Annotated in this window: 21 protein-coding genes, 1 tRNA gene and 1 riboswitch; of the genes, 10 read left to right on the top strand and 12 right to left on the bottom strand. The window is 62.5% G+C overall.

From position 1 onward, the window contains the following. Window positions 1–182: 182 nt before the first annotated feature. The gene (gene rpiB / locus ACUN9V_RS17905; protein ID WP_445512355.1) at window positions 183–644 is read right to left on the bottom strand and encodes a ribose 5-phosphate isomerase B; all 462 of its coding nucleotides are present in this window, start codon (window positions 642–644) and stop codon (window positions 183–185) included. Between the two features lie 362 nt (window positions 645–1006). On the opposite strand from rpiB, the gene ACUN9V_RS17910 reads away from it, so the two are divergent. The 3 genes from ACUN9V_RS17910 to tkt all read left to right on the top strand — a co-directional run bounded on the left by ACUN9V_RS17910 (window position 1007) and on the right by tkt (window position 5828). Then, window positions 1007–2731: a dihydroxyacetone kinase family protein gene (locus ACUN9V_RS17910; protein ID WP_445512356.1), complete on the top strand. Its 1725-nt coding sequence runs from the start codon at window positions 1007–1009 to the stop codon at window positions 2729–2731. A 122-nt stretch (window positions 2732–2853) separates the two neighbouring features. Beyond that, window positions 2854–3621, top strand: coding sequence for a triose-phosphate isomerase family protein (locus ACUN9V_RS17915; protein ID WP_075560706.1), 768 nt, complete (start codon window positions 2854–2856; stop codon window positions 3619–3621). Window positions 3622–3833: 212 nt separating this feature from the next. Beyond that, window positions 3834–5828, top strand: a complete 1995-nt coding sequence (gene tkt / locus ACUN9V_RS17920) for a transketolase (RefSeq protein WP_110692976.1) — start codon at window positions 3834–3836, stop codon at window positions 5826–5828. A gap of 88 nt (window positions 5829–5916) precedes the next feature. On the opposite strand, the gene ACUN9V_RS17925 is transcribed toward tkt, so the two are convergent. Continuing rightward, on the bottom strand, window positions 5917–6903 hold the full coding sequence (locus ACUN9V_RS17925) for a sugar-binding transcriptional regulator (protein ID WP_439287006.1): 987 nt from the start codon (window positions 6901–6903) through the stop codon (window positions 5917–5919). A gap of 153 nt (window positions 6904–7056) precedes the next feature. Further along, window positions 7057–7221, top strand: a riboswitch (FMN riboswitch). 153 nt (window positions 7222–7374) lie between these two features. Here ACUN9V_RS17925 and ACUN9V_RS17930 point away from each other — a divergent pair. Further along, window positions 7375–7872 carry a 6,7-dimethyl-8-ribityllumazine synthase gene (locus ACUN9V_RS17930; protein WP_445512357.1) on the top strand — a complete coding sequence of 166 codons (498 nt, stop codon included), beginning with the start codon at window positions 7375–7377 and terminating at the stop codon, window positions 7870–7872. A gap of 71 nt (window positions 7873–7943) precedes the next feature. On the opposite strand, the gene ACUN9V_RS17935 is transcribed toward ACUN9V_RS17930, so the two are convergent. The 4 genes from ACUN9V_RS17935 to ACUN9V_RS17950 all read right to left on the bottom strand — a co-directional run bounded on the left by ACUN9V_RS17935 (window position 7944) and on the right by ACUN9V_RS17950 (window position 12452). Continuing rightward, window positions 7944–9446, bottom strand: coding sequence for a tripartite tricarboxylate transporter permease (locus ACUN9V_RS17935; protein ID WP_075560703.1), 1503 nt, complete (start codon window positions 9444–9446; stop codon window positions 7944–7946). Window positions 9447–9478: 32 nt separating this feature from the next. Then, window positions 9479–9922 (bottom strand): tripartite tricarboxylate transporter TctB family protein, encoded by a 444-nt coding sequence (locus ACUN9V_RS17940; RefSeq protein ID WP_445512358.1) that lies wholly within the window; start codon window positions 9920–9922, stop codon window positions 9479–9481. A 97-nt stretch (window positions 9923–10019) separates the two neighbouring features. Then, entirely contained in the window at window positions 10020–11072 is a 1053-nt protein-coding gene (locus ACUN9V_RS17945) for an ABC transporter substrate-binding protein (protein ID WP_445512359.1), read from the bottom strand. 327 nt (window positions 11073–11399) lie between these two features. Further along, window positions 11400–12452, bottom strand: a complete 1053-nt coding sequence (locus tag ACUN9V_RS17950) for a class I fructose-bisphosphate aldolase (protein WP_445512360.1) — start codon at window positions 12450–12452, stop codon at window positions 11400–11402. Between the two features lie 579 nt (window positions 12453–13031). Between ACUN9V_RS17950 and ACUN9V_RS17955 the strand changes: the two genes are divergently transcribed. The 3 genes from ACUN9V_RS17955 to ACUN9V_RS17965 all read left to right on the top strand — a co-directional run bounded on the left by ACUN9V_RS17955 (window position 13032) and on the right by ACUN9V_RS17965 (window position 15014). Beyond that, window positions 13032–13412 (top strand): CidA/LrgA family protein, encoded by a 381-nt coding sequence (locus tag ACUN9V_RS17955; protein WP_445512361.1) that lies wholly within the window; start codon window positions 13032–13034, stop codon window positions 13410–13412. Further along, window positions 13405–14133: an LrgB family protein gene (locus ACUN9V_RS17960; protein WP_445512362.1), complete on the top strand. Its 729-nt coding sequence runs from the start codon at window positions 13405–13407 to the stop codon at window positions 14131–14133. Before ACUN9V_RS17955 ends, ACUN9V_RS17960 begins: the two co-directional genes overlap by 8 nt. A gap of 122 nt (window positions 14134–14255) precedes the next feature. Continuing rightward, the gene (locus ACUN9V_RS17965; protein WP_445512363.1) at window positions 14256–15014 is read left to right on the top strand and encodes an alpha/beta fold hydrolase; all 759 of its coding nucleotides are present in this window, start codon (window positions 14256–14258) and stop codon (window positions 15012–15014) included. A 95-nt stretch (window positions 15015–15109) separates the two neighbouring features. Here ACUN9V_RS17965 and ACUN9V_RS17970 read toward each other — a convergent pair whose 3' ends face one another. After that, window positions 15110–16075, bottom strand: a complete 966-nt coding sequence (locus tag ACUN9V_RS17970; protein WP_445512364.1) for an aconitase X — start codon at window positions 16073–16075, stop codon at window positions 15110–15112. A 274-nt stretch (window positions 16076–16349) separates the two neighbouring features. Between ACUN9V_RS17970 and ACUN9V_RS17975 the strand changes: the two genes are divergently transcribed. From ACUN9V_RS17975 to ACUN9V_RS17985, 3 genes are read left to right on the top strand one after another with little or no spacing between them, the layout of a single operon-like run. Continuing rightward, window positions 16350–17414: a type I glyceraldehyde-3-phosphate dehydrogenase gene (locus ACUN9V_RS17975; protein ID WP_445512365.1), complete on the top strand. Its 1065-nt coding sequence runs from the start codon at window positions 16350–16352 to the stop codon at window positions 17412–17414. Then, window positions 17411–18589: a phosphoglycerate kinase gene (locus ACUN9V_RS17980; protein ID WP_445512366.1), complete on the top strand. Its 1179-nt coding sequence runs from the start codon at window positions 17411–17413 to the stop codon at window positions 18587–18589. The genes ACUN9V_RS17975 and ACUN9V_RS17980 overlap by 4 nt, the downstream gene beginning before the upstream one ends. A gap of 13 nt (window positions 18590–18602) precedes the next feature. Further along, on the top strand, window positions 18603–19556 hold the full coding sequence (locus ACUN9V_RS17985) for a DMT family transporter (protein WP_445512367.1): 954 nt from the start codon (window positions 18603–18605) through the stop codon (window positions 19554–19556). Between the two features lie 68 nt (window positions 19557–19624). On the opposite strand, the gene ACUN9V_RS17990 is transcribed toward ACUN9V_RS17985, so the two are convergent. From ACUN9V_RS17990 to ACUN9V_RS18010, 5 genes are all read right to left on the bottom strand, one after another. Continuing rightward, window positions 19625–19714, bottom strand: a tRNA-Ser gene (locus ACUN9V_RS17990). 145 nt (window positions 19715–19859) lie between these two features. Beyond that, on the bottom strand, window positions 19860–20591 hold the full coding sequence (locus tag ACUN9V_RS17995) for a transporter substrate-binding domain-containing protein (protein ID WP_445512368.1): 732 nt from the start codon (window positions 20589–20591) through the stop codon (window positions 19860–19862). A gap of 167 nt (window positions 20592–20758) precedes the next feature. Continuing rightward, window positions 20759–22267 carry a tripartite tricarboxylate transporter permease gene (locus ACUN9V_RS18000; RefSeq protein WP_445512369.1) on the bottom strand — a complete coding sequence of 503 codons (1509 nt, stop codon included), beginning with the start codon at window positions 22265–22267 and terminating at the stop codon, window positions 20759–20761. Further along, complete coding sequence (locus tag ACUN9V_RS18005; RefSeq protein ID WP_445512370.1) at window positions 22268–22726, bottom strand: tripartite tricarboxylate transporter TctB family protein; 459 nt, start codon at window positions 22724–22726, stop codon at window positions 22268–22270. Further along, on the bottom strand, window positions 22723–23712 hold the full coding sequence (locus ACUN9V_RS18010) for a Bug family tripartite tricarboxylate transporter substrate binding protein (protein WP_445512371.1): 990 nt from the start codon (window positions 23710–23712) through the stop codon (window positions 22723–22725). Before ACUN9V_RS18010 ends, ACUN9V_RS18005 begins: the two co-directional genes overlap by 4 nt. Window positions 23713–23765: the final 53 nt, after the last annotated feature.

Genomic DNA, 23765 nt, shown 5'->3' on the forward strand with positions numbered 1-23765 from the left:
CATATAAAACAGTGATTTATTCTATGGTCTAAAAAGACATGAGACTAAAGTCATTGGTCAAAATTTGATCTAGGCAAAATAAAAATGGATTCAATCCAGTACAAAAAAGAACCGGTATCGATCATATGAACAACTTCAAAAAAAAGGCGCCACATCGGGCGCCCTGACTGCGGAAAGCCTCCTCAGCGATGATCCCGTTCGTAGGCCTCGATTCGATCCACCTTTGGCTGTGACCTACCGCCCTGCTCGAATTCGCTGCTGAGGAACGATTCGGCGATCGTCTTGGCCAGCTCGATACCGATGACGCGAGCGCCCATGGTGACGATCTGGGCATCGTTGCTCTTGCGCGCACGCTCGGCCGAGTAGGTGTCATGGGCCTGTGCGGCGCGGATACCCGGGACCTTGTTGGCGGAAATCGCCACGCCGATGCCCGTACCGCACATCAGAATGCCGCGATCGTAGTGACCCGCCGCAATCGCTTCCGCGACCTTGATCGCCACATCCGGATAGAGCACCGGCTTCGCGTCATGAGTTCCAAAGTCCTCGACCTCGTGCCCCAGGGATCTGACGTGCTCGATCATTGCCTGCTTCATTTCATAGGCCGCTTCATCACATCCCAGCGCCACTCGCCATTTCTGTGCCATTACTCACCCTCCCATGCCGTCAACGGCGTCGATTGCCGATGGGACATCATAGCGGCACGACGATCATATGAACAACACGCATCCATATGAGCAAATAGTAGTACTCCAAAAGAGAAAATCGTGCTCTTGGAAAGCGCCGAACGGCACTATTCAGGCCGACGCCGTGAATGAATTCGCTCCAGCCCACCGCTCACTTGTCCACCAAAGTCGCATATCGCGTGGGATTGCCGTCGCTATGATGATCGCTATCGCCGCGCAAAACCAAATGCGCACAACAAGATCATATTTTCATCAGGCGGTGGCGCCAGGACGATCCTGAGCCGCTCAGCCTGGCATTCACCCAGTTGCCGGGAGCGTCGGCCATGACACGTCTTTACAACGACCCTGTGAATTTCGTCGATGAAGCCACCGAAGGATTCGTCGCCGCGCATGCGCAGCGCGTCTGTCAGATCCCCGGGGGCGTCATCCGCAGCACTCGCAGCGAACCGGGAACCGTTGCCGTCGTCATCGGCGGCGGTTCGGGGCACTACCCCGCCTTCGCCGGTCTGGTAGGCCAAGGCCTGGCTCACGGCGCGGTCATGGGCAACCTGTTCGCCTCACCCTCGGCGCAGCAGGTCTACAACGTCTGCAAGGCCGCCAATAACGGTGCCGGCGTGCTGCTCAGCTTCGGCAATTACGCCGGTGACGTGCTGCATTTCGGTCAGGCGCGGGAACGCTTGATTCGCGAGGGTATTCCCTGCGAGATCGTCGCCGTCATCGACGACGTTTCCAGCGCCAGTCAGGATGAAATTCACAAGCGGCGCGGCATCGCCGGCGACTTGACCGTGTTCAAGATCGCGGCGGCGGCCGCGGAGGCGGGTTATTCGCTCGAAGAGGTCGTGCGCATCTCGCGCGCCGCCAATTTCCGCACGCGCTCGATGGGCGTGGCGTTCGATGGCTGTACCTTGCCGGGGGCGAAGGATGCCCTGTTTCATGTGCCATCGGGCAAGATGGCGGTCGGCCTCGGCATTCACGGCGAGCCGGGCATCAGCGAGCAGGACGTACCCACCGCCGACGCCCTGGCGGAACTGCTCGTCTCGCATCTCCTCGACGAGATCCCCGAGGGGATCGACAGTGCCAAGGGCGCCAGAGTGTCGGTGCTGCTCAACGGTCTGGGTTCGATCAAGTACGAAGAGCTGTTCGTGGTCTATCGCCGGGTTCACCAACTCCTTGGCGATGCGGGGCTCGAAATTGTCGAGCCGGAGGTCGGCGAGCTGGTGACCAGTCTCGACATGGCAGGCGCATCGTTGACGCTGTTCTGGCTCGACGACGAACTGGAGCGACTGTGGAAAGCCCCCGCGGACGCCCCGGCCTATCGCAAGGGCAGTCTCGAAGCGGCGCCGCCGATCGATACATCCCAGCTCGATATTCCCGACGCCGACGCCATTCCGCCGGCGAGCGAGTCATCGATCGCCGCGGCCCGCTGCCTGTATAGCGCCTTGAGCGCGACGCGCAAGATCATCGATCAGAACGTGGAAGAGCTCGGCCGTCTGGACGCCATCGCCGGCGACGGCGACCACGGCATCGGCATGCAGCGCGGCGTGGTGGCGGCCGAACTGGCAGCCGAGGACGCCGTCAGTCGCAACGCGGGCGCCGGTACGCTGCTACGCTTGGCGGCAGAGGCGTGGTCGGATCGCGCGGGCGGCACGTCCGGCGCCATCTGGGGCGTCATGCTCAACGCGCTGAGCGTGACGCTCGGCGATGACGACGAGCCGACACCGGCGCTTTATGCGCAGGGCATCACCAAGGCCAAGGACGACGTCATGGCGTTCGGCAAGGCCAAATTGGGCGACAAGACGCTGGTCGATGCGCTGGTACCGTTCAGTGAAACGCTCGAACGCGCCGTTGCCGAGGGAGAAACACTCCCGGCCGCCTGGGCCAAGGCCGTCGAGGCGGCTGACAATGCCGCCAAGGCCACGGCCGATCTGAAGCCCAAGCTGGGACGAGCTCGACCACTGGCGGAAAAGAGTCTGGGTACCTCGGACCCCGGTGCGGTATCGCTCTCGCTGATCGTCGCTGCCGTCCAGGCCGTCATCGATCAGCGCTGAACGTACCGGCCAGGCGCGAGCCGTCTGACCGCGAACTGTCCAGCCACGAACTGGATAGCCACGAACCGGGCGATGTCACCACCGGTTCGTGGTCAATCAAGAGCGAGTATCCCGAGAACGTCATGGCCAAACTCCCGATCACCTTGGGTATCAGTTTCAAGATGTATTTCGGCTACGCCCAGACAGTCAGTTGGTGTCGCCAGATCGCTGACAAGGTTGCCCCTCACCCGGCCATCCAGGATGGCCGGGTGTCGCTTTTCGTGCTGCCCAGCTTTCCTGCCCTGCCACCGGTGCTCGAGTGTTTTGCCGATACGCCCATCGGCGTCGGCGGCCAAAACCTGTATCAGTCGCCGCACGGTGCTTATACTGGAGAGGTGAGTGGTGCCATGCTGGCCGAAATGGGCTGTCGATATGTCGAGATCGGCCACGCCGAACGGCGGCGTCTGTTCGGAGAAGATGCCCACGTCGTCGCCGCCAAGACCCAGGTGGCACTGGCACACGGTTTGGTTCCGGTGCTGTGTATCGGCGAGGCCGATCATGGCGATCCGTTCGAGGCCATTGCCGACTGTCGCGAACAGATCGATTCGGCGCTGTCCTTGGCGACGCCGGCACAGCGCTCGCAGCCACTGGTGATTGCCTACGAACCGCACTGGGCGATCGGCGCGGCGGAGCCGGCATCACTTGCCCACATTGCAGCGGTCTGTCAGGGCTTGCGCGAACACCTGTCCCGGCATTCATCTGCTACGGTGATCTATGGCGGCAGCGCGGGCTCCGGTCTATTGACCCGGTTGGCAGGACAGGTCGACGGTTTGTTTCTGGGTCGATTTGCCCACGATCCGGCGGCCTTCGAGACCATCGTGAACGAAGCCGCGCTGCTCACATCAAACTAGTCAGTCGCGCTACACTTGAATCAGCTGCGCGGCACTGGTTCATTCAGCTGCGCGGCACTTGTCAGACGTGCAAAACAGGTCAGCGGTATGAGGCCGACCAGCCGCGCTACACTAGGTAGTCGTGTCAAACTGAGAGTCTAGTCGTGTCAAACTGAGAGCCAGATCGCGTCTCGCGCCATTATTTATCCAAGATCTAGGGGATTCGAAAGCCAATGCCATCTCGTCGCCAGCTAGCCAACGCCATCCGTGCGCTTTCCATGGACGCCGTACAGAAGGCCAACTCCGGCCATCCCGGTATGCCGATGGGCATGGCGGATATCGCGGAAGTGCTGTGGAACGATCATCTCAAGCACAACCCGGCCAATCCGGACTGGGAAGATCGCGACCGCTTCATTCTCTCCAACGGTCACGGCTCGATGCTGCACTACTCGCTGCTCCATCTGACCGGTTACGACCTGCCGATGAAGGAGCTCGAGAACTTCCGTCAGCTGGGTTCGAAGACCCCCGGTCACCCGGAACACGGCTACACACCCGGCATCGAGACCACCACCGGTCCGCTGGGTCAGGGCCTCGCCAACGGTGTCGGCATGGCCATCGCCGAGCGCACGCTGGCCGCGCAGTTCAACCGTGACGGTCACGAGATCGTCGACCACCGCGTCTGGGTATTCGCCGGCGACGGCTGCCTGATGGAAGGCATCAGCCACGAAGCCTGCTCGCTGGCCGGTACGCTTGGCCTCGGCAACCTGGTCGTGTTCTACGACGACAACGGCATCTCGATCGACGGCGAAGTCGAGGGCTGGTTCACCGACGATACCGGCAAGCGCTTCGAGGCCTACCACTGGCATGTGATCCGCGATGTCGACGGCCACGATGCCGAACAGATCAGTGCCGCCATCGAAGAAGCCAAGAGCGTCACCGACAAGCCCTCGCTGATCATCTGCAAGACCGTGATCGGCTTCGGCTCGCCCAACAAGGCCGGCAAGGAAGAGAGCCACGGTGCCGCGCTGGGTGAAGACGAAGTCGCCGCCGCGCGCAAACAGCTTGGCTGGGAATATCCGGCGTTCGAGATCCCGGACGAGTACTACCAGGCGTGGGACGCGCGCGACGAGGGCAAGAAGCGCGAAGCCGAGTACGACGAGAAACTGGCCGCCTACGAGAAGGCCCATCCGGAACTCGCCAAGGAGCTCAAGCGCCGCTACAACGGCGAGCTGCCGGCCAGCTTCGACGGCGATGCCCTGATCAAGGCAGCGCAGGAAAAGTCCGAGACCACCGCTTCCCGCAAGGCGTCGCTGGGCGTGCTCAACGAACTGGGGCCGGATCTGCCCGAACTGTTCGGCGGCAGTGCCGACCTGGCGCCGTCCAACCTGACGCTGTGGAAAGGCGCCAAGGCGATCACCAAGGACGACTTCAACGGCGGCTATCTGCACTATGGCGTGCGCGAATTCGGCATGGGCGCGATCGCCAACGGTATCGCCACCCATGGCGGCTTCATTCCCTATGACGCCACCTTCCTGGTGTTCATGGAGTACATGCACAACGCCGTGCGCATGTCGTCGCTGTCGCACACCCGGATCCTCCACGTCTTCACTCACGACTCCATCGGCCTGGGCGAAGACGGTCCCACGCACCAGCCGATCGAACAGCTGGCCGACCTGCGCAATCTGCCGGGCCTGGCCACCTGGCGCCCCTGCGATGCCACCGAAACCACGGCAGCCTGGGTCGAGGGTCTGAAGCGTGAAAAAGGTCCGACCGCGCTGATCTTCTCGCGTCAGGATCTGCCGGCACAGTCGCGTGACGAGGCTCAGTTGAAGAACATCCGTCGCGGTGGCTACGTGTTGAAGGATGCCGAAGGCGGCAAGCCGGAACTCATCCTGATCGCCACCGGTTCCGAAGTGGGCCTGGCAATGGACGCCGCCAAGGAACTCGAAGGCAAGGGCAAGAAGGTTCGCGTGGTTTCCATGCCGTGCACCAGCGCTTTCGACGAGCAGGATGATAGCTATCGCGAGTCCGTGCTGCCCAAAGCGGTCCGCTCGCGTCTGGCGGTGGAAGCGGCCATTCCGTCGACCTGGTACAAGTACGTCGGTCTCGACGGCGATGTCATCGGCATGACGACCTACGGCGAATCCGGCAAGGCCGGCGACCTGTTCAAGCACTTCGGCTTCACCGTCGACAACGTCGTCACGCGTGCCGAGAAGCTGCTGGGTTAATTTTCAGCGTCTGAAAGCTCGAAACGAAGCGCCCGGCCTGTTCGAATCGAATGGCCGGGCGTTTTTCGTTGCGGGGGTCATAAAACGTTCAATCGGGCTTGTCGTCGATTCGTGTCGCTTCGTCCAGACGCAGAATGGTGTGAGCGTTGGTGACGCTGGTCGCCAGCGTATCGATGACACCCGTGCGCAGCGCACCGAGAATGCCGGCCGCCTTGGTATTCTCGGCGGCGATGGCGATGACGTCGGGAATCCGCGCCAGGTCGGTGATCGTCAGGCCGATGACGCGGCCCTGCATCGGCGTCATCGACGGGCGGCCGTAGATGTCGATGAAGTCGTAGCCCATCATGTCGCCGACCGTGCCGGAGAGGCGTGCCTCGGCCGTCTCCTGGGGCGTGAACCAGCCCATCCGCACCATGTTGCTGTTTTCGCTGAGATCGCCGATGCCGATCAGGGCGAGATCGGCGCGCCGGGCACGGTCCAGCGTCTGGCGGATGGTCGGGTTTTCGTACATCGCGTCGCGCAGCTCGAGGTTCTGCACCAGCGCCGGCGCGTAGAGCGTCTCGCTGTCGCCGCCGAACTTGATCGCCAGCCGGCGACAGATGTGGTCGGGGTTCATGTACTCCCCCGCCCGCACCGAGCCGCCGATGGCGCAGACGAACGAGCACTGACGCTGACCCTGTTCGAACACGTTGTCCGCCACCGCACCCACGTTGCGGCCCATGCCGACGGCGACGATCGCCCCCTCGCTCAGCTGGCGGGAAAGATGATCGGCCACCAGGCTCGCCACGTTGGCGCGCTGGCCATCGGAATCGGCGTGATCGAGCGCGATCAAGGCGCGCTTGATCCCGAAACGTCGCTTGAGCGCCTGTTCGATTTCCGCGCTGACGGCGGGATGCTGACGCACCCTGACATCGACGATCCCCTCCGCCTGGGCGCGCTTGAGCAATCGCCCCGCCTTGACCCGAGAGATCCCCAGCCGATTGGCGATGACCTCCTGCGTTTCCCCCTCGGTGTAATAGAGGGTGGCAATTTCCGTCATCAGGGCAATATCGGCGTTCTCGTTGCGCTCGTTCATGCACGCTTCCATGATTTGAAAAAGATCGAGTCGGTTTGAAAAGGTCGAATTCGGCTCGGCTTGGCTGCCCAACGATACCACACGCGCCACCGACTCCGGCTTTCTCAGGAGCCAGGAACGGCGTAGACTATCGGCGGATTGCGGTTCGCCGCAGTCGGTTCTCAGGGCGGGGTGAAAGTCCCCACCGGCGGTAATGATGCGGCGTGAAAAGACGCCAGCATCTCAGCCCGCGAGCGCTTGATGGCGTCGCCATCAAGGTCAGCAGATTCGGTGAGATTCCGAAGCCGACGGTGATAGTCCGGATGAAAGAGAACGGTTCCCCTTGCTAGGATTTGAAAACCTAATGACGATCCGGCCGGTTCATCCGTCGCTATCGATGTTTCACCATTGATCGACGCTGTTACCCGCCAGCTCCGACCCCAAGCGGATCCGCAGCCCTGATTCTGGTTAACCAACGTTCAGGAAACGACCATGAATCAGTCCTATCCGCCGCAGCTCTCCTCCCAGACGCTGTCGCAACGCATCGCCTTCATCCGCGCCGACTGGCACGGAGATATCGTCGGTAACTGCCACACCGCCTTTCTGGAAACCGTCGCCGAACGCGGCTTTGCCGTCGATCAGGTCGATACCTTCACCGTGCCCGGCGTGTTTGAGATTCCGCTGCAGGCCAAGCTGCTGGCCAAGAGCGGTCGTTACGCCGCGATCGTCGCCTCCGGATTCGTCGTCGACGGCGGCATCTACCGTCATGACTTCGTTTCCACCGCCGTGATCGATGCGCTGATGGCGCTGCAGGTCGAGCAGGAAGTGCCGGTGCTCTCCGCGGTGCTGACGCCGCATCACTTCCACGAACACGAAGCGCACACCACCTTCTTCCAACAGCACTTCCTGACCAAGGGTCGCGAAGCCGCCGAGGCGTGCCTGACGACGATGGAAAATCTCAACCAGGTGCGCAAACTGAGCGCCGATTGAGTCTCTATCGTCCCGACGCAAAGCGCCCATGCCATCCTCGATGACATGGGCGCTTTTTCGTGACAGGAGCGTCAGCTTTCGACGGTCGGCTGCCGGCGATTGCGCACCCGCAGATAGATCGCGAATGCCACGGAGACCGCGATCAACACCCACAGGAACATCGCGATCGGGCTCTTGGTGAAGAAGATCGAGAGATTGCCGTAGGACTCGATGCTCTTGACGAAGTAGACCTCCGCCGACTTGCCCAGAATGAAGCCGATGATCAGCGGTACCGTCTCCAGCCCGATCTTGTGAGCGACCCAGCCGAAGATACCGAACAGCAGCAGTGTCCAGACATCGAACATGATCCCGTAGTTGATGGCGTAAGCGCCCACCACACACATCATGATGATCAGCGGGTAGAGGATGTACTTGGGTACCTCGATCACCTTGGCGATATGGCGGATCGCGAAGTACATGATCCCGAACATCATCACGTTGGCCGCCAGCAGCGCGATGATCATCAGATACCAGGTATCGATGTTGTTGCCGATGAACAGCGGCCCGACCTGAATACCCTGCAGCGTGAAGGCACCGATCAGGATCGCGGTGGTGGAATCCCCCGGGATGCCCAGCGAAAGCAATGGCACCAGTGCGCCACCGGTCAACGCGTTGTTGGACGATTCCGAAGAGACGATCCCCTGCGGCGCGCCCTTGCCCATCTGGGAAGAGTCCCGCGAGAAGTTCTTCTCCTGGCTGTAAGCCAGCACCGAAGCGGCGCTACCGCCGACCCCCGGCAGAATTCCGATGAAGGTACCGATGCTCGAGGAGCGCACCAGGTTGGTCAGTTGGCCCTTGAACACGCTGAACTTGAACTTGGCGCCGCCCTTGAGCGATATCGGCCCCTGGCCGGTCTCGTCCTTGAACCCTTTCTCGGCATCCAGCAGCACGGTGGTCAGACCGAAGATGCCGATCAGTACCGGCAGCAGCGAGAACCCATCGATCAGGTAGTACTGCATGAAATCGAACATCAACCGCGGCTCGCCATTACCGCCCTCGGTAATCGAGTAGGTGCCGATCAGGCTCAACCAGACGCCCAGCACGCCGCTGAAGATCCCCATCAGCATGTTGGAGCAGAGTGAAGCAATGACCGTCAACGCCAGCAGGATGATCAGGAACTTCTCGACATAGGAGAACTTGATCGCGAAGTCCGCCAGCACCGGGGCGAAGAAGAACAGTACCGCGGCGCTGAACAGCCCGCCGAAGACCGAGGCGACGATACCGATCTTGAGCGCGCGCTCGCCTTCGCCGCGCCTGGCCATCGGGTAGCCGTCGAACGTGGTGGTGATCGACGATGGCGTACCGGGAATGTTGATCAGTACCGCGGGCACCATGCCGCCCGAGATACCGCCGACGTAGAGCCCCAGCAGCAGCGCGATGCCGTTCTGGAGCCCGAAGGCGTAGGTCAGTGGCAGACACACGGCCACCGCCATGGTGGCGGTCATGCCGGGGATCGCGCCAAAAATGATGCCGATCAACGTTCCCGCGGCGATCAGCCCGAAGAACATCGGCGTGAGATGAGACAGGATATCCATGAGACGAGTCTCCGACGGACAGGGCTAAGAAATCAGGGCAAGGTGATGCGGAACAGCTGCGCCAGCACGTACCACGCCAGCGTCGGCGCAATCAGCGCGTTCAGCACGAGAATGACGAACAGGCGCTGCGTCAGATGATCGACGTACAGCAGCGACAACAGAAACACGAACGCCACCGACATGATCAGGAAGCTGTAGCCGGTGTTGGGAAACACGTCGCTCAGCACGCTCATCAGATAGAAGTAGGCCGCCGTCAGGGCCAGCGTGCCGAAGAAACGTTTGTGATCGAACTCGCCCTCGCGCCCGGCCAGTACGCGGCCCGCGCGCTTGAGCCCCGGTACCAGCAAGCGATAGCGGGTGACCACGATCATCGCCAGCAGGATGACCAGGATCCAGGTGATGATACGGGGGAAAAAGAGATGCGATTGGTCGAAGTCGATAGTCACATCGAGCATCGACAGCCATTGGCTTTCCATGGAAAGCGGCTCCTGCGCCGGGTCATCGCCGGCAGTCTCAGTGGTGGAAACGAAGTCGTGCCGGTCGACGACCCTGGTCGACCGGCACGCGGCAGGATCAGCCTTTCAGATTGCTGATGATGGTCTTGTACTCGTCGTTCTTCTCTTTCAGGTAGCTAGCGGCTTCTTCGGAAGGCTTGTAATCAGGCACGAAGAACGAACGTTTCAGCTGATCCTTGAACTCGTCGTCCTTGTAGACCTCAGCGAGCGCATTATCGATGCACTTGATGGCAGCGGGGTCCATATCCTTGTTGTAGAGAAGGAAAAATTCCTTATCGAAAGTGAAGTCCTCGTCTTCACTCATCGGCACGCTGGACTTCGGCGTCACGTACTGCAGCAACTGCTCCCGCGTGGTGCCACCCATGCCTTCTTCGTTGGTCTCGGCGATGGTCTTTTCCCGCGCCGTGATCCAGACGAAGCGCATGGCTTTCTGGTCGTCCTCGGGCAGCTGGGTGTACTGCTCGTTGGCCTGGACCGAGCCGTTGATCACATCCACCGCACCGTCGAACAGCAGCTGGTTCTTGTCGGCCTGAGAGCCGGTGTTGACCGCAACGAGGTTGCTCTCCTTGCCCGGATACTTCGCGCGCACAGCGTTCTTCATTGCCGTCAGGCCGATCTCGGACACGCCGCCCGGCTGGATGGCGACCTTCACTTTCTTGCCTTCACCCGCCGCTTCGATGATGTCGCTCATCGACTGATAGGGTGAATTCTTGGGTACCAGGTAGGCATTACCCGGATTGATCGCCACCGTCGGCCCCACGACGAACTTGTCGAAGATGTTCGGATAGCCGTTCACGCCGTAGAGGTTGCCCAGGTAGGCGCCATCGTGAAAGATCATGATCGTGTTGCCGTGGCGACTACGCTCCAACGCCTGGAAGCCGGGCATGACGCCGACGGCGTCGACCTTGGCGTTGATATCGAGCTGGTCGGCTAGCTTGTCGACCACCATGCTGGAGGCCTGATAGGTATCCCCGCCGGTCGACGTCGAACCGATCACCACCCGCAGGTTGCCCGGAATCGGGCAGTCGTCGGCGGCCTGGGCGGAGGCCGATACGCCGATGGCGGCGGTAGCCAGCACGGCCAGGCAGGTCTTGCTCAGAATCGCTTTCATGATGCGTCTCCCTCATACCGTTGTCTCACGGCCGGAGCACGAACCACTGCTCCGCTCTTCCGCAAGATTTAAATGACAGTCCGCAAGATCCAAATGACCGTTCGCAAGATCTCGATGACAGTCCGTAAGATCTAGATGATAGCGTTATCATCGAACACGTCTTGCAAGGTAGAGAAAGCGACTTTGTCAGACAATTCAACTTAAGTCGCCCGACCAAAGTTGCATCCAACGAGCTTTAGCAACTACCTGATATCGAGGCGAAAAAAAGCCCGGCCAAGGCCGGGCTCTTGCGACTGACAACCAACGTCTAACGTCGGACGGTCACGATCAAGCGATCGTCACGTCCTTGGAGAGATAGACGTCCTGAACCGCGTTGAGCAGTTCGATACCTTCCTTCAGCGGCTTCTGGAACGCCTTGCGCCCCGAAATCAGCCCCATGCCACCAGCGCGCTTGTTGATGACCGCCGTACGCACCGCCTCGCCCAGATCGGAATGGCCCTTGGCGCCGCCACCGGAGTTGATCAGCCCGGCGCGCCCCATGAACGAGTTGGCCACCTGATAGCGGGCCAGATCGATCGGATGATCGCTGGTCAGTTCGCTGTAGACCTTGTCGTGGGTATGGCCGAAACCGATCGCCTTGTAGCCGCCGTTGTTCTCCGGCAGCTTCTGCTTGACGATATCCGCCTTGATGGTCGCCGCCAGGTGCACCGCCTGGCTGGTGAGGTCGGAGGAGACGTGATAGTCGGTGCCGTCCTTCTTGAACTCCGGATTGCGCAGATACGACCACAGCACCGTGACCATGCCCAGCTCGTGCGCGCGCTCGAAGGCTTCGCTGACTTCCTGAATCTGCCGGCGGCTATCTTCTGAGCCGAAATAGATGGTGGCACCGACCGCGATGCAGCCCATGTTATGGGCCTGCTCGATCTGCGCGAACATCGTCTGTTCGTACATCGCCGGCAACGTCAGGCTCTCGTTGTGATTGAGCTTGAGCATCATCGGGATCTTGTGGGCATAGCGCCGCGCCACGGACGACAGCACGCCCAGGGTCGAACAGACGCAGTTGCAACCGCCCTGCAGCGCCAGCTCGACGATGTTCTTGGGATCGAAATACATCGGATTGGGCGCAAAAGAGGCCCCGGCCGAGTGCTCGATCCCCTGATCGACCGGCAGGATGCTGAGATAGCCGGTGCCACCGAGACGACCGGTATTGAACAGGGTCTGCAGGTTACGCATCACGTGCGGGCTGCGATCGTTGTCGGAGAACACACGATCGACGAAGTCGGGTCCCGGCAGGTACAGGTCCTCTTTCTTGAAACCCGTGCAGGTATAGCCGAGAAGGCTTTCCGCTTCCTTGCCCAGCAGCTTGGCGATATCGGTCATGTTGCTTTTCCTCTGTACTCAAGATGGGGCATGCGGGGCTCGACCTCGACCGCTTCCCGCCCACCAGCGATGGTTACCCGTTCTACCAAAGAGGGCAAACCGGTAATGGCTGCCCTGGCGTCGCTTTACCGCGTATCGTCACGAGAGGCTGGCATCAGCCTCAGGCATCACCAGCCCACCCGATCCGACCACGCGCTTGTCCGTTGCACAAATCCATCGAACAAATCCATTGAACAAGTTCATCGCACAAATTTATCGAACAAAATCCGCTGCCGTTTCATGCCGCGTCGCTCGGCTTCAGGCCTCCGCTCTCGCAGCAATCCTCGATCAGCGGCCATATCTGCGCCAAGAATAAGCGACAATGCGTCGCAGTTCACGCCCATGCACCATTTCTGCACTGCCTGTTCCCGTCGCCGGACGCCCTGGCGGGGCTTTGCTAGATTGTCACGTTTCGTATCCGGGCATCGGCTGAAAATCGTCATGGGAAAGTGTTGAGCGCCCGTCATGGGCAGATGTCGTCCAGAACCGCACGACGCATTTGGTATGATGCTCGTCTTTCAGCGATCCGAGATTTCTGCGATGTCCGTTCTGCGTGGTTTCCTGTGGCTGCTCGTCTTTCTGATGCTGGGCCAGGCCCTCGTGCGGCTGTTTTATATCCCCATGCCCAGCGGCGTGATCGGCATGCTGCTGCTGACGCTATGGTTCGGCTACCGCGGCGGGATGAATGCGGACGTCGTTCGAATCAGTCAGCCGCTGATCGCCATGCTGGCGCTACTGATCATGCCCGGTGTCGTCGAGATATTCTTTGTCGCCGATCAATTTGCCGATCAATGGACCGCAATTCTCACCGCGTTGATCGTCGGCACGCTGCTCAGCGTGTTGTCGAGTCTACTGCTGATGCGTCGCTACCTGCCCCAGAGTACCGCCGAGAGCGACTTGAGGAGCGCCGACCATGAGTGACTGGCTCGGACGACTTGCCCAGCTACCGCAGCAGTGGTTCGAGTCGCCCATCGCCGCCATCACGCTCACCCTTGGCGCCTATATCATCGGCATTCGCCTGTTCAAGCTGATGCGCAGGCCCAGCTGGTGCCCGCCGATGCTGATCGCGGCGATCATGATTGCCGTGGTCATCGCCCTGTTGCCGATCGGCGTGGAGGACTACAACCGGGGGGCTAGCTGGCTGATGCTGCTGCTGGGGCCTGCCACCGTCGCGCTGGCCGTGCCGCTCTATCAGCAGTTGCCGCAGATTCGCGCCCTGTGGAAGCCGATCCTAATGACGCTGCCGCTGTCGGCGACGCTGGCCGCCTGCTACGCGGTGATCATCGCCGCCGTCATGGGAGCGCCGGAGAACGTGCTCGCCTCGCTGGCGCCGAAATCGGTGACTTCCCCCATCGCGTTGAGCCTGGCCGAAGAACTCGGCGGCTCCAGGGCACTACTGATGGGTGCGCTACTGACCACGGGCGTGACGGCCATTTTTGGCGTGGAGTGGTTGAGCCGGATTCTGCAGATTCGCGACCCGAGACTGATCGGCCTGGCGCTGGGCATCAACGGCCATGCCCTGGGCACGGTCCGCGCCTTCGAGATCAATAGCGTCGCCGGCGCTTTCGCCTCCCTGGGCATGAGCCTGACCGGCGCCTTCACCGCCGTCGTGCTGCCCCTCGTCTGGCATCTCTTCTACTGAACGCCGCGACCGGTCGTCGTTTCGAATGGCGCCAAAGCCTGACAGCGGTCCAGATCCCGCTACGCTGTGAGCAGTTCGTCGAATGTTTCGACGTCTCAGTCAGATCCTCAAGGAGAGCCTCGATGACGATAGCCAGTGATAGCGGTCAGGGAGACCCGACGCTGGTGCTGATGCACTTTTTCGGCAGTTCCCATCATGAGTGGGAAGCGGTCCTGCCGCTTCTCGACGAGCGATACCGGGTCGTCACGCTGGACATGCCGGGATTCGGCCGCGCCAGCGAAGTGGCGGGATTCGACGTCGCCTCGATGACCCGACATGTCGAGCAGTGCATCGAAGCCGCCGGACTCGACAACGTCATCCTGGTCGGACACTCGTTTTCCGGTCGCATCGCCATGACCGTCGCCGCCGATCGGCCGGCGTGGCTGCGCGCGCTGGTCCTGATCGCACCCTCGCCGCCGGGGCCGCAGTCGATCGGCGACGAGGAGCATCGATTCCAGCTCGACTTCGATTTCAGCGAAGCCCAGGCTCGTCAGTTCATCGACGGCGCCAGCGAAGTCTCGCTCGCTCCCACGCTTTACCAGCAGGCGGTGGAGGACGCGATCAACGCCAACCCGGCGGCGTGGCGCGCCTGGCCGACGACGACCTACGCCGAGGATTGGCGCGAGGCCGTCGGCAAACTCCCCTACCCGGCCTGGGTGCTGGTCGGCGACAAGGATCCATCGCTGCCTCCCGACACTCAGCGCGCGGAAGTGATGCCGCACCTGCCCCAGGGCAAGCTCGAGGTGTTCCCCGGCTACGGCCATCTACTGCCGATGGAGATGCCGGAAACGCTGGCGGAACAGCTCAACGCGATCGCCGCCCAATGGAGCGCCAGCCGCTGAGCGACGAGAACGTGGCTGTGGAGAGCATGGCTGTTCAGAACATGGCCGTGGAGAACATGGCTATGGAGAACATGGCTATAGGGAACGTGGCGGGATCAGTGGACGAATGGCGCCGGCGCCCGCCCGGTCAACGCGACACATAGTGCGAGCGGCCATGGCAAAGGCGTGCGCTCCAGCACCGTCTCTGCGCTGGCAACGGGCGATGCACCGAGCTTCCGGCAAAGCTCGATGAGTCGTTCCGTCGCCTCCGTCGACGCAGCCAGCGAGTCGCCGGTCGTTTCCACTGACGGAACGGTCGTGTCGAGGCGCGTCTCGACAGCCGTCGGCACGCAGACATGCCCGCCCCACTCGACCAGACGCTCGGCAAAGACCAGTCCAGCCGCCCCCGTGTATAGGCAGCCATCGATGTGTACGCGAGTCACATCGAGCAGTTCGACTGCGCCCTGCAGTCGCGCCAGTCGCACCACGATGCGCATGGCGATCTGGGCTGCCGGGCCTGCGTCACCGGCAAGACAGCGCCGATCCGCCGGCGACAGGGCAAAGCCGTCATTCGCCGCCGTCGTTGGCGCTGGCTCGTGCCCGAGCGCCCCACCGGCCGTCACGCTGGCCAGGCCCGCCAGACGCGGGCCGCTGATCACCAGCTGCCGGCCACGATGGAGGGTGATGAGATGCGCCGACTGCGCCAGGGCAAAGCGCGCGGGGTCCAGCACGATGACCGGTACCGTCAGTGACAGTGCCTCTTCGGCGACGATGGCCGCCAGAACGCTGACCTCGTCGATCCGATCGAGCACGATCAACGCCGGCGCCTGTCCGGCATGAATCGCCTCCAACAGCATCACGCTGCCGGCAGTCCCGCCTCCATGGGGGATGACCAGCGCCCGCCCGGCGACACATTCGCCAGACAGCGGGTGCTGGCGATCGATCACCGCGCCCTGCCGCTCCACCCCGCCGCACATGCTCAGCGGCTCCGAACTCGCCATGACTACCCCACTGCCCTCGCCTTCGACCGGACATTCGGTGGCGGAGAGATGGAATGCCAGAGACTCGAGACGGCGCATCATGGCGATGTCGTCCGAACGTTTATCGACAAGACCGCGGGTGAAACAGAACGAACAGAAGGTACAGAAAGAACAGAAAGTGAAACAGAAAAGGCATTGGCATCAGCCATCGCGGAAGAGCCTCTGGCATGAGAGAGATCGTTTCAAGCTACGAGGCAGCCCCCGTTTCGTCCAGTGCTTTAGGCTGACATCCGCCTCATCCTCGGCTCATCGGGAACGGATGCGCTAAGATGGTCGACTTCGACACCGTCCTCAACGCTGGGTTACCCGATCGCCCATGACCTACCGCGTCGCCATCAACGGCTACGGCCGCATCGGCCAGAGCGTGCTGCGTGCGCTGATCGAACGGCCCGATATGCCGCTGGAGATCGTTGCCATCAACGAGCTCTCCGATCTCGAGACGATCGCCTATCTGACTCGCTACGACACGACTCACGGACGCTTCCCCGGCCGTGTCGAAGCGCGAGACGGCTGCCTGATCGTCAATGGCTGCGCCATTCGCGTGCTCAGCGCAGCCGAACCGGAAGCGCTACCGTGGGACGCGCTCGGCATCGATCTGCTGCTGGAGTGTTCCGGCAGTTTCAAGGATCGCGCCAGCGCCGAGCGCCACCTTCAGGCCGGCGCGCCACGGCTGCTGTTTTCCCAGCCGGCGGAAGCCGACGTCGATGCCACGATCGTCTATGGCGTCAATCAGGATGAGATCGCCAGCGACATGCGCATTGTCTCGGCGGCGTCGTGCACCACCAACTGTCTGGTGCCGATTCTCAACGTGCTGGAAGCCAGTTTCGGCGTCTCCCATGGCGTCACCACGACCATCCACTCGGCCATGAACGATCAGCCGGTGATCGACGCCTACCACAATAGCGACCTGCGCCTGACCCGTTCGGCCATGCACTCGATCATTCCGGTGGATTCCGGCCTGGCCCGCGGTATCGGCCGGCTGATGCCGCATCTGGCCGGGCGTTTCGAATGTCTCCACGTCCGCGTGCCGACCATCAACGTCTCGGCCATGGATCTGTCGATCTCGCTGGAGCGCGAAACCGATGCCGCCGCGGTCAACGCCTGCCTGGCCGCCGCCAGCCGCGAACGCTATCTGGGCCTGCTCGGCGTGACCTACGAGCCGATGGCCTCGGTCGACTTCAACCACGATCCGCGCTCGGGTATCGTGGATGCCACTCAGACACGCGTGGCCGGTGGCCGCCTGCTCAAGCTGCTGTGCTGGTTCGACAACGAATGGGGCTTCGCCAACCGGATGCTCGACGTCGCACACCACTGGCTCGGACTGTCATCTTCCATCTCCGAACCCGTCACTTCTCTTCAGCGTAAGGAAAGGATTTCATGACCGTACTCAAGATGTCTGAACTGGATCTCTCCGGAAAACGCGTCCTGATTCGAGAGGATCTCAACGTGCCCGTCAAGGGCGGCAAGGTCACCAGCGACGCCCGGATCCGCGCCTGTCTGCCGACCATCCAGGCCGCGCTCGATGCCGGCGCCAGCGTCATGCTGATGAGCCACCTGGGGCGGCCGACCGAAGGCGAGCCGGCAGACGAGTTCACCCTCGCCCCGGTGGCCGAGCATCTCTCCGACCTGCTGGGCAAACCGGTCCGGCTGGAAAAAGACTATCTAGAAGGCAAGGTCGAGATCGCCGAAGGCGAGGTCGTGTTGCTCGAGAACGTGCGCTACAACAAGGGCGAGAAGAAGGATGACGAAGCGCTGGCCAAGGCCTATGCGGCGCTCTGCGATATCTACGTGATGGACGCCTTCGGTACCGCCCACCGCGCCCAGGCTTCCACCCATGGCGTGATCCGGTTCGCGCCACAGTCCTGCGCCGGGCCGCTGCTGGCCAACGAACTCGACGCCCTGGAAAAGGCGCTCAGCGCACCCAAGCGCCCGATGGCCGCCATCGTCGGTGGCTCCAAGGTGTCGACCAAGCTCGACGTGCTCTATTCGCTATCGGAGAAATGCGATCAGTTGATCGTCGGTGGCGGCATTGCCAACACCTTCATCGCCGCGGCCGGTTACGGCGTGGGCAAATCGCTCTATGAGGCGGATCTGGTCGACAAGGCCAAGGAGCTGATGGCCAAGGTCAAGATTCCGCTACCCACCGACGTCGTCGTCGCCACCGAGTTTTCCGAATCCGCCACGGCAACGGTCAAACCGGTGGATCAGGTCGGCGATGACGAGATGATCCTGGATATCGGCCCGGACACCGCCAAGCATCTGGCCAGCCTGCTGGAAAACGCCGGCACGATCCTGTGGAACGGCCCGGTAGGCGTATTCGAGATCGATCAGTTCGGCAAGGGCACCGAAGTGCTGTCGAAGGCGATTGCCGCAAGCCCGGGATTCTCCATCGCCGGCGGCGGCGATACCCTGGCCGCGATCGAAAAGTACGGCATCGCCGATCAGGTCTCCTATATCTCCACCGGCGGCGGCGCCTTCCTCGAATATGTCGAGGGCAAGACCCTGCCCGCCGTAGCGGCACTGGAAAAAGCGGGATCGGACAAAGCCGCTGGCTGATCAGGCCAACGGCTTGAGTTCACGTTCAAGGAGCCCGCGTATCAAGGGAGGCGCGCCGTCACCCAGGTCCTCGAATCCCGATCATGCCGGCCCCGTCTCTTCGGCGTGGCCGGCATTGGGTATTCTGCTGGCCGGCGCCCTCTGGGGCTTCTACTGGTTTCCCATTCGCCGGCTCGAAGCGCTCCAGCTCGGGGGCGTCTGGGGGTCGTTGATCATCGCCGCCACGGCGTGCGTGTTGCTCTCTCCCTGGGCCATTGCCCACCGCCGCCGTCTCGCCCGCTCATCCGGGCTGGGGATCGCCTCGGTCACCCTGGGCGGCGCAGCCTTCATGCTCTATTCCGTCGGCCTGGTTCACGGCCAGGTCGCCGTGGTCATTCTGCTGTTCTACCTGACGCCGATCTGGAGCACGCTGATCGAACGGCTGTGGTGGCGCTGGCCGCTGACCGGACGGCGTATCGCGGTCATCATTGTCGGTGTAGCCGGGCTGGGACTGGTGCTTGGCGCCAACGGTTCACCACTGCCCCATGGCATCGGCGACTGGCTGGGGCTGGCTTCCGGCCTGCTGTGGGCAATTGCCTCCAGCGGCATGCGTTCCCATAACACGCTCGGGCCCGGGGAAGGCAGTTTCCTGTTCGCCGTCGGCGCCCTGGTCGCCGCTGCACTACTGGCGCCGTTCCTCTCGGCCTGGCCCGGACTCCCGCCGGCGGAGAACGGGTGGCAGGTTATCGCCTGGATCCTGGCCGCCGCCGGCCTGTGGTGGTCAGCATCGTTGGCGATTCTGGTATGGGCAGCGAGGTATCTGTCGCCGGCGCGTCTCGGTATCCTGATGATGAGCGAGGTGCTGGTTGGCGTCTTCTCCGCGGCGCTGCTGGCTGACGAACCGCTGGCGCCAATTCAGATTGTCGGTGCCGTTCTGGTGATTGCCGCCGCGGTCCTGGAAGTGCTGCCGGCGAGAGCAAGCGGCTGAACGCCTCCATTGCGGGTCGTCCAGCAACGAAAAAGCCGGCCCCATGGGGCCGGCTGATTCATCATTCGTGGCGGAGAGGGAGGGATTTGAACCCTCGATACCCGCGAAGGTATGCCGCATTTCGAGTGCGGTGCATTCGACCACTCTGCCACCTCTCCTTGGCGAGACTCGCGCCGAACCGAATGACCTGCGCTCGAGGCGCCGGATTCCGGTTCACGATCATCCCGCGGCGCAAAAATAGCAGAAAAAAATCGGAACGTTAACGTTACGGGCTAAATATTCGATCTCTGCAATGTTTGCGAGTCAATCCGCCGCCTGCGTCTCGTCCTGACCGCTTTCCGCCAACGCGTGCTTCACTACCCCCTGCTGCTTCATACGGGTGAGGAAGTTCTCGATGTAGCGCTTGACGGCTTCCGAGGCCTGCGCGACAGGCACCGCCATACACTGCTCGATGGCGGTAAAGCGCCCCGACAGGACGCGATAGCCCGGATGCTCGGCCGCGTAGCTCGTCAACGGTTGACGCACACCGGCGGCTGCGTCCAGTTGGCGTTCGACGAACAGCTCGATCGCCGCCGCGGACGTGGCGGCTCGCACCAGGCTTGCATGCTTCAGCGCCCGTGTCAGGTAAAGATCGTAGGCCGCGCCCTTGCCCACCGCGATGCGGATATCGCCCCGATCCAGCTCGTCGACTGCCTCAAACGGTGCGGCTTTAGGCACCAGATAGGTGCCTTCGATGACCACGTAGGGGTCGGTGAAGTGGATCTTCTCGGCCCGCACCGGGTCGCGGGCGAGAAAGCCGATTCGCCAGGCGTCATCGTCGATGGCCGCGAACACATCTCCGGCGCCGTCGAAGGTAGCGAATTCGACCCCGACCCCGAGCTCCGCCGCCAACGCCCGCGCCAGCACCGCCGAGACCCCGGCCGGCTCGCCGTTCTCTCCCCGCTGGGCCAAGACGGTATTGCCGTAGTTGATGGCGACGCGCAGTTGCCCGTCCGGCGCCAGCGCCTCGATCAGCGCAGATTTTTCATCGCTCATGAATCTCTCCCATTGAGTCTCACCGCCAGACATCTATATCGCACTATAGCCAGAGAACCGCTGGCGGCGTGCAGACGCTGAACACGATCACGCGCTTTTATCCAACGACGACGGCCCCGCCGTAGCGGGGCCGTCGAATACTTGCAGCACTATCCCGGGTATCGGTATCAGGAGGCCTTGGCCGGCAGAAGCTTCGCCTTGAGCTTGCCCGCGAACATCGGCACCAGTACCACCAACGCCGCGGCGATCCAGAGCCCGATCGACAGGCTCGACTGGAACAGGATCGCGACATCGCCGCCGCTGATCGATAGCGCCCGGCGCAGGTTCTCTTCCATCAGTCCGCCCAGCACGAAGCCAAGGACCACCGGCGCCAGCGAGAAGCCGAACTTGCGCAGCAGATAGCCGAACACGCCGATGACCAGCATCAGGTAGATCGCCATCAGGTCGGAGTGCAGTTGATAGACGCCGACGAAGGCGAGGATCGCCACGCTCGGCACCAGGATCCAGCGCGGTACCTGCAGCACGCGGGCGAACACGCCGGCCAGCGGCAGGTTCAACAGCAGCAGCATGACGTTGCCGATATAGAGCGAGGCGATCAGACCGCCCACCACCACCGGTTGTTCGCGGAACATCATCGGGCCGGGGTTGATGTTGTAGAGCATCAGCGCGCCCAACAGGATCGCCGTGGTGCCCGAGCCGGGAATGCCCAGGGTCAGCATCGGCACGAAAGAGCCGGCGGCGGAGGCGTTGTTGGCGGCTTCCGGCGCGGCCAGACCGCGCATGTCCCCGGTGCCGAACGTATTGTCGCGGTCACTGATACGCTTTTCAGTGGTGTAGGCCACGGCGCTGGCGACCGAGGCGCCGGTGCCCGGCAGCACGCCGATGACGAAGCCGATCACGCTGGAACGCAGGATCGCCCACTTGCAGTACATCACTTCACTCATCTTGACCATGACGCGACCGATCGGCGCCATTTCACCGTCCTGGTCATGGCGGAAGGCGTGCTCGAGCATCAGCAGTATCTCGCTGACCGCGAACAGGCCGATGATCATCACCACGAAATCGATGCCGTCGTAGAGCTCGGGCATGTCGAAGGTGAAGCGCAGCACGCCGGTGCCGGAGTCGACGCCGACCGTCGAAATCAGCACCCCGAGCACGGCGCCGATCAGGGTCTTGAGCGGATCCTTGCCCATCATCGCGGACATCGAGGCGAAGGCGAAGATCATCAGCGCGAAGAATTCGGCGGGCCCGAACTTGACCGCGACGACCGCCAGCAGCGGCGCGAACAGGGTCAAACCGACGATCGCCACTGTGGCACCGATGAACGAGCTGACCGCCGACAGACCCAGCGCCGGCCCGGCCAGGCCCTTCTTGGCCAGCGGATGGCCGTCCAGCGTGGTCATCACCGCGCCGGCATCACCGGGCACGTTGAGCAGGATGCTCGACATCCGCCCGCCGTACTCGGAGCCAGTGTAGATACCCGCCAGCAGGATGAGCGCAGATTCGGCCGGCAGACCCAGCGTGTAGGCCAGCGGCATCAGAATGGCGATGCCGTTGATCGGCCCGATGCCCGGCAGCGCGCCGAACAGCGTCCCCAGCAGCGCGCCCAGGAATGCCAGCCCCAGATTGAGAGGCGTCAGGGCGACACCGAAGCCCTGGATCAGAAAATCGAACATTCAGTCGCTCCCCAGCAGCGGCTCGATCCAGCTACCGGTCGGCAGCGAGATTCCCAGTCCGTAGGTAAATAGCAGGTAACTGCCCAACGCCAGCAGCAGACCACCGACGACCGCCTTCACCGGCGTGGCGCCAAACAGCCAGGCGATGACGATGCTGACCAGCGCGGTCGTCACCAGGAAACCGAGATTGATGAACAGCGCCGCGTAGGCGCCTAGTACCGCCATGGTGAAGACCAGACGAAGCAGCAGCGCCCCCGTCGGCCAATCGCCGCTGGCACCGGGGCGAACGAACAGCACGATCGCCAGCACCGCCAGCAGGCCCGACAGAATCAGTGGAACGGCTTTCGGCCCCAGCGGGTCGTAGCTGAAAGGCACCTGCAGCTGCCAGGCCTGGACGGCGACGAACGCCGCCAGACCGAGCAACAGCAAACTCAGGACACGGTCGGCGGCGAGTTTCATTGGGTCAGACCCACTTCCTTGGCGAGCTGCTCGAAGTCAGCGACCTGCTTCTTGACGTACTGGTGGAAGTCGTCACCGAACTTGGCCATCGGGAACAGGCCCCGGCCTTCGCGCAGCTTCTTGAAGCTGTCGGTATCGTTCAGTTCGCGCAGACGGTCGGCCCACTGCTGATAGGCTTCGTCGCTGACGTTCGGGCCCATGTAGTAACCGCGCCAGATCGGCCATTCGACGTCGTAACCCTGCTCCTTGGCGGTGGGGATATCGGCATAGGGCCCGCCCATGCGCTCTTCGGACAGCGCCGCCAGAATGCGGATCTCGCCGCTGTCGAGTTGCGGCTTGAGCTCGGCCAGATCACCGGTGAAGACCTGAATGTGCTCGCCCAGCAGTGCCGCCAGCGCTTCGCCGCCACCTTCGAAGGAGACGTAACGCAGCTTGCGCGGATCGACGTCATCGGACTTGGCCATCAGCGCTGCTTTCATCCAGTCCTGGCTACCAACCGTGCCGCCAGCGCCGATCACCACGCTGGAAGGATCTTTCTTCAGCGCTTTCATCAACTCGTCGAGGTTGTTCCAGGGCGCGTCCTTGCGAACCACCACGGCGCCGTAATCGACGCCCAGCGCGCCCAGCCAGCGCACGTCGTCGACCTTGTGCTTGATGCCGAACTTGCCCAGCGCCAGATTCAACGCGGCGCCGGTGCTGGCGGCCACGATCAGGTTGGGATCGTCGTCGCGCACGCCGGTGACATGGTTATAGGCGACGGCACCGATGCCGCCCGGCATATAGCTGACCATCATCGGCTCGTCGATCAGCTTGGCTTCCTGCAGGCCGTTGGCAGCCAGACGGCAGGTCAGATCGTAGCCACCGCCCGGCTTGGCCGGTGCGATACATTCGGGGGGCTTGGCCTGGGCCTGGACGGCGCCGGCCAGCAGCGCGCCGCCGGTCACGACGGCAACCAGCCAGCGAGGAATGATTCGAGAGTTTGGCATGCTGTGCGTCTCCTACCTGGGTTGTTATGCTCGCAAAGCTCATGGCGGGCACC

This window comes from Salinicola sp. V024, from assembly GCF_052645315.1.

Bases quoted from the DNA above. Each gene is read 5' to 3' on its own strand.
- ACUN9V_RS17950 (WP_445512360.1), bottom strand. From the start codon at position 12,452: ATGACCGATATCGCCAAGCTGCTGGGCAAGGAAGCGGAAAGCCTTCTC.
- ACUN9V_RS18010 (WP_445512371.1), bottom strand. From the start codon at position 23,712: ATGCCAAACTCTCGAATCATTCCTCGCTGGCTGGTTGCCGTCGTGACC.
- ACUN9V_RS17955 (WP_445512361.1), top strand. From the start codon at position 13,032: ATGTCCGTTCTGCGTGGTTTCCTGTGGCTGCTCGTCTTTCTGATGCTG.
- ACUN9V_RS17935 (WP_075560703.1), bottom strand. From the start codon at position 9,446: ATGGATATCCTGTCTCATCTCACGCCGATGTTCTTCGGGCTGATCGCC.
- ACUN9V_RS17960 (WP_445512362.1), top strand. From the start codon at position 13,405: ATGAGTGACTGGCTCGGACGACTTGCCCAGCTACCGCAGCAGTGGTTC.
- tkt (WP_110692976.1), top strand. From the start codon at position 3,834: ATGCCATCTCGTCGCCAGCTAGCCAACGCCATCCGTGCGCTTTCCATG.
- ACUN9V_RS17925 (WP_439287006.1), bottom strand. From the start codon at position 6,903: ATGAACGAGCGCAACGAGAACGCCGATATTGCCCTGATGACGGAAATT.
- ACUN9V_RS17970 (WP_445512364.1), bottom strand. From the start codon at position 16,075: ATGATGCGCCGTCTCGAGTCTCTGGCATTCCATCTCTCCGCCACCGAA.
- ACUN9V_RS17965 (WP_445512363.1), top strand. From the start codon at position 14,256: ATGACGATAGCCAGTGATAGCGGTCAGGGAGACCCGACGCTGGTGCTG.
- ACUN9V_RS17945 (WP_445512359.1), bottom strand. From the start codon at position 11,072: ATGAAAGCGATTCTGAGCAAGACCTGCCTGGCCGTGCTGGCTACCGCC.
- ACUN9V_RS17930 (WP_445512357.1), top strand. From the start codon at position 7,375: ATGAATCAGTCCTATCCGCCGCAGCTCTCCTCCCAGACGCTGTCGCAA.
- ACUN9V_RS17915 (WP_075560706.1), top strand. From the start codon at position 2,854: ATGGCCAAACTCCCGATCACCTTGGGTATCAGTTTCAAGATGTATTTC.
- ACUN9V_RS17995 (WP_445512368.1), bottom strand. From the start codon at position 20,591: ATGAGCGATGAAAAATCTGCGCTGATCGAGGCGCTGGCGCCGGACGGG.
- ACUN9V_RS17975 (WP_445512365.1), top strand. From the start codon at position 16,350: ATGACCTACCGCGTCGCCATCAACGGCTACGGCCGCATCGGCCAGAGC.
- ACUN9V_RS17910 (WP_445512356.1), top strand. From the start codon at position 1,007: ATGACACGTCTTTACAACGACCCTGTGAATTTCGTCGATGAAGCCACC.
- ACUN9V_RS17980 (WP_445512366.1), top strand. From the start codon at position 17,411: ATGACCGTACTCAAGATGTCTGAACTGGATCTCTCCGGAAAACGCGTC.
- ACUN9V_RS18005 (WP_445512370.1), bottom strand. From the start codon at position 22,726: ATGAAACTCGCCGCCGACCGTGTCCTGAGTTTGCTGTTGCTCGGTCTG.
- ACUN9V_RS17940 (WP_445512358.1), bottom strand. From the start codon at position 9,922: ATGGAAAGCCAATGGCTGTCGATGCTCGATGTGACTATCGACTTCGAC.
- rpiB (WP_445512355.1), bottom strand. From the start codon at position 644: ATGGCACAGAAATGGCGAGTGGCGCTGGGATGTGATGAAGCGGCCTAT.
- ACUN9V_RS18000 (WP_445512369.1), bottom strand. From the start codon at position 22,267: ATGTTCGATTTTCTGATCCAGGGCTTCGGTGTCGCCCTGACGCCTCTC.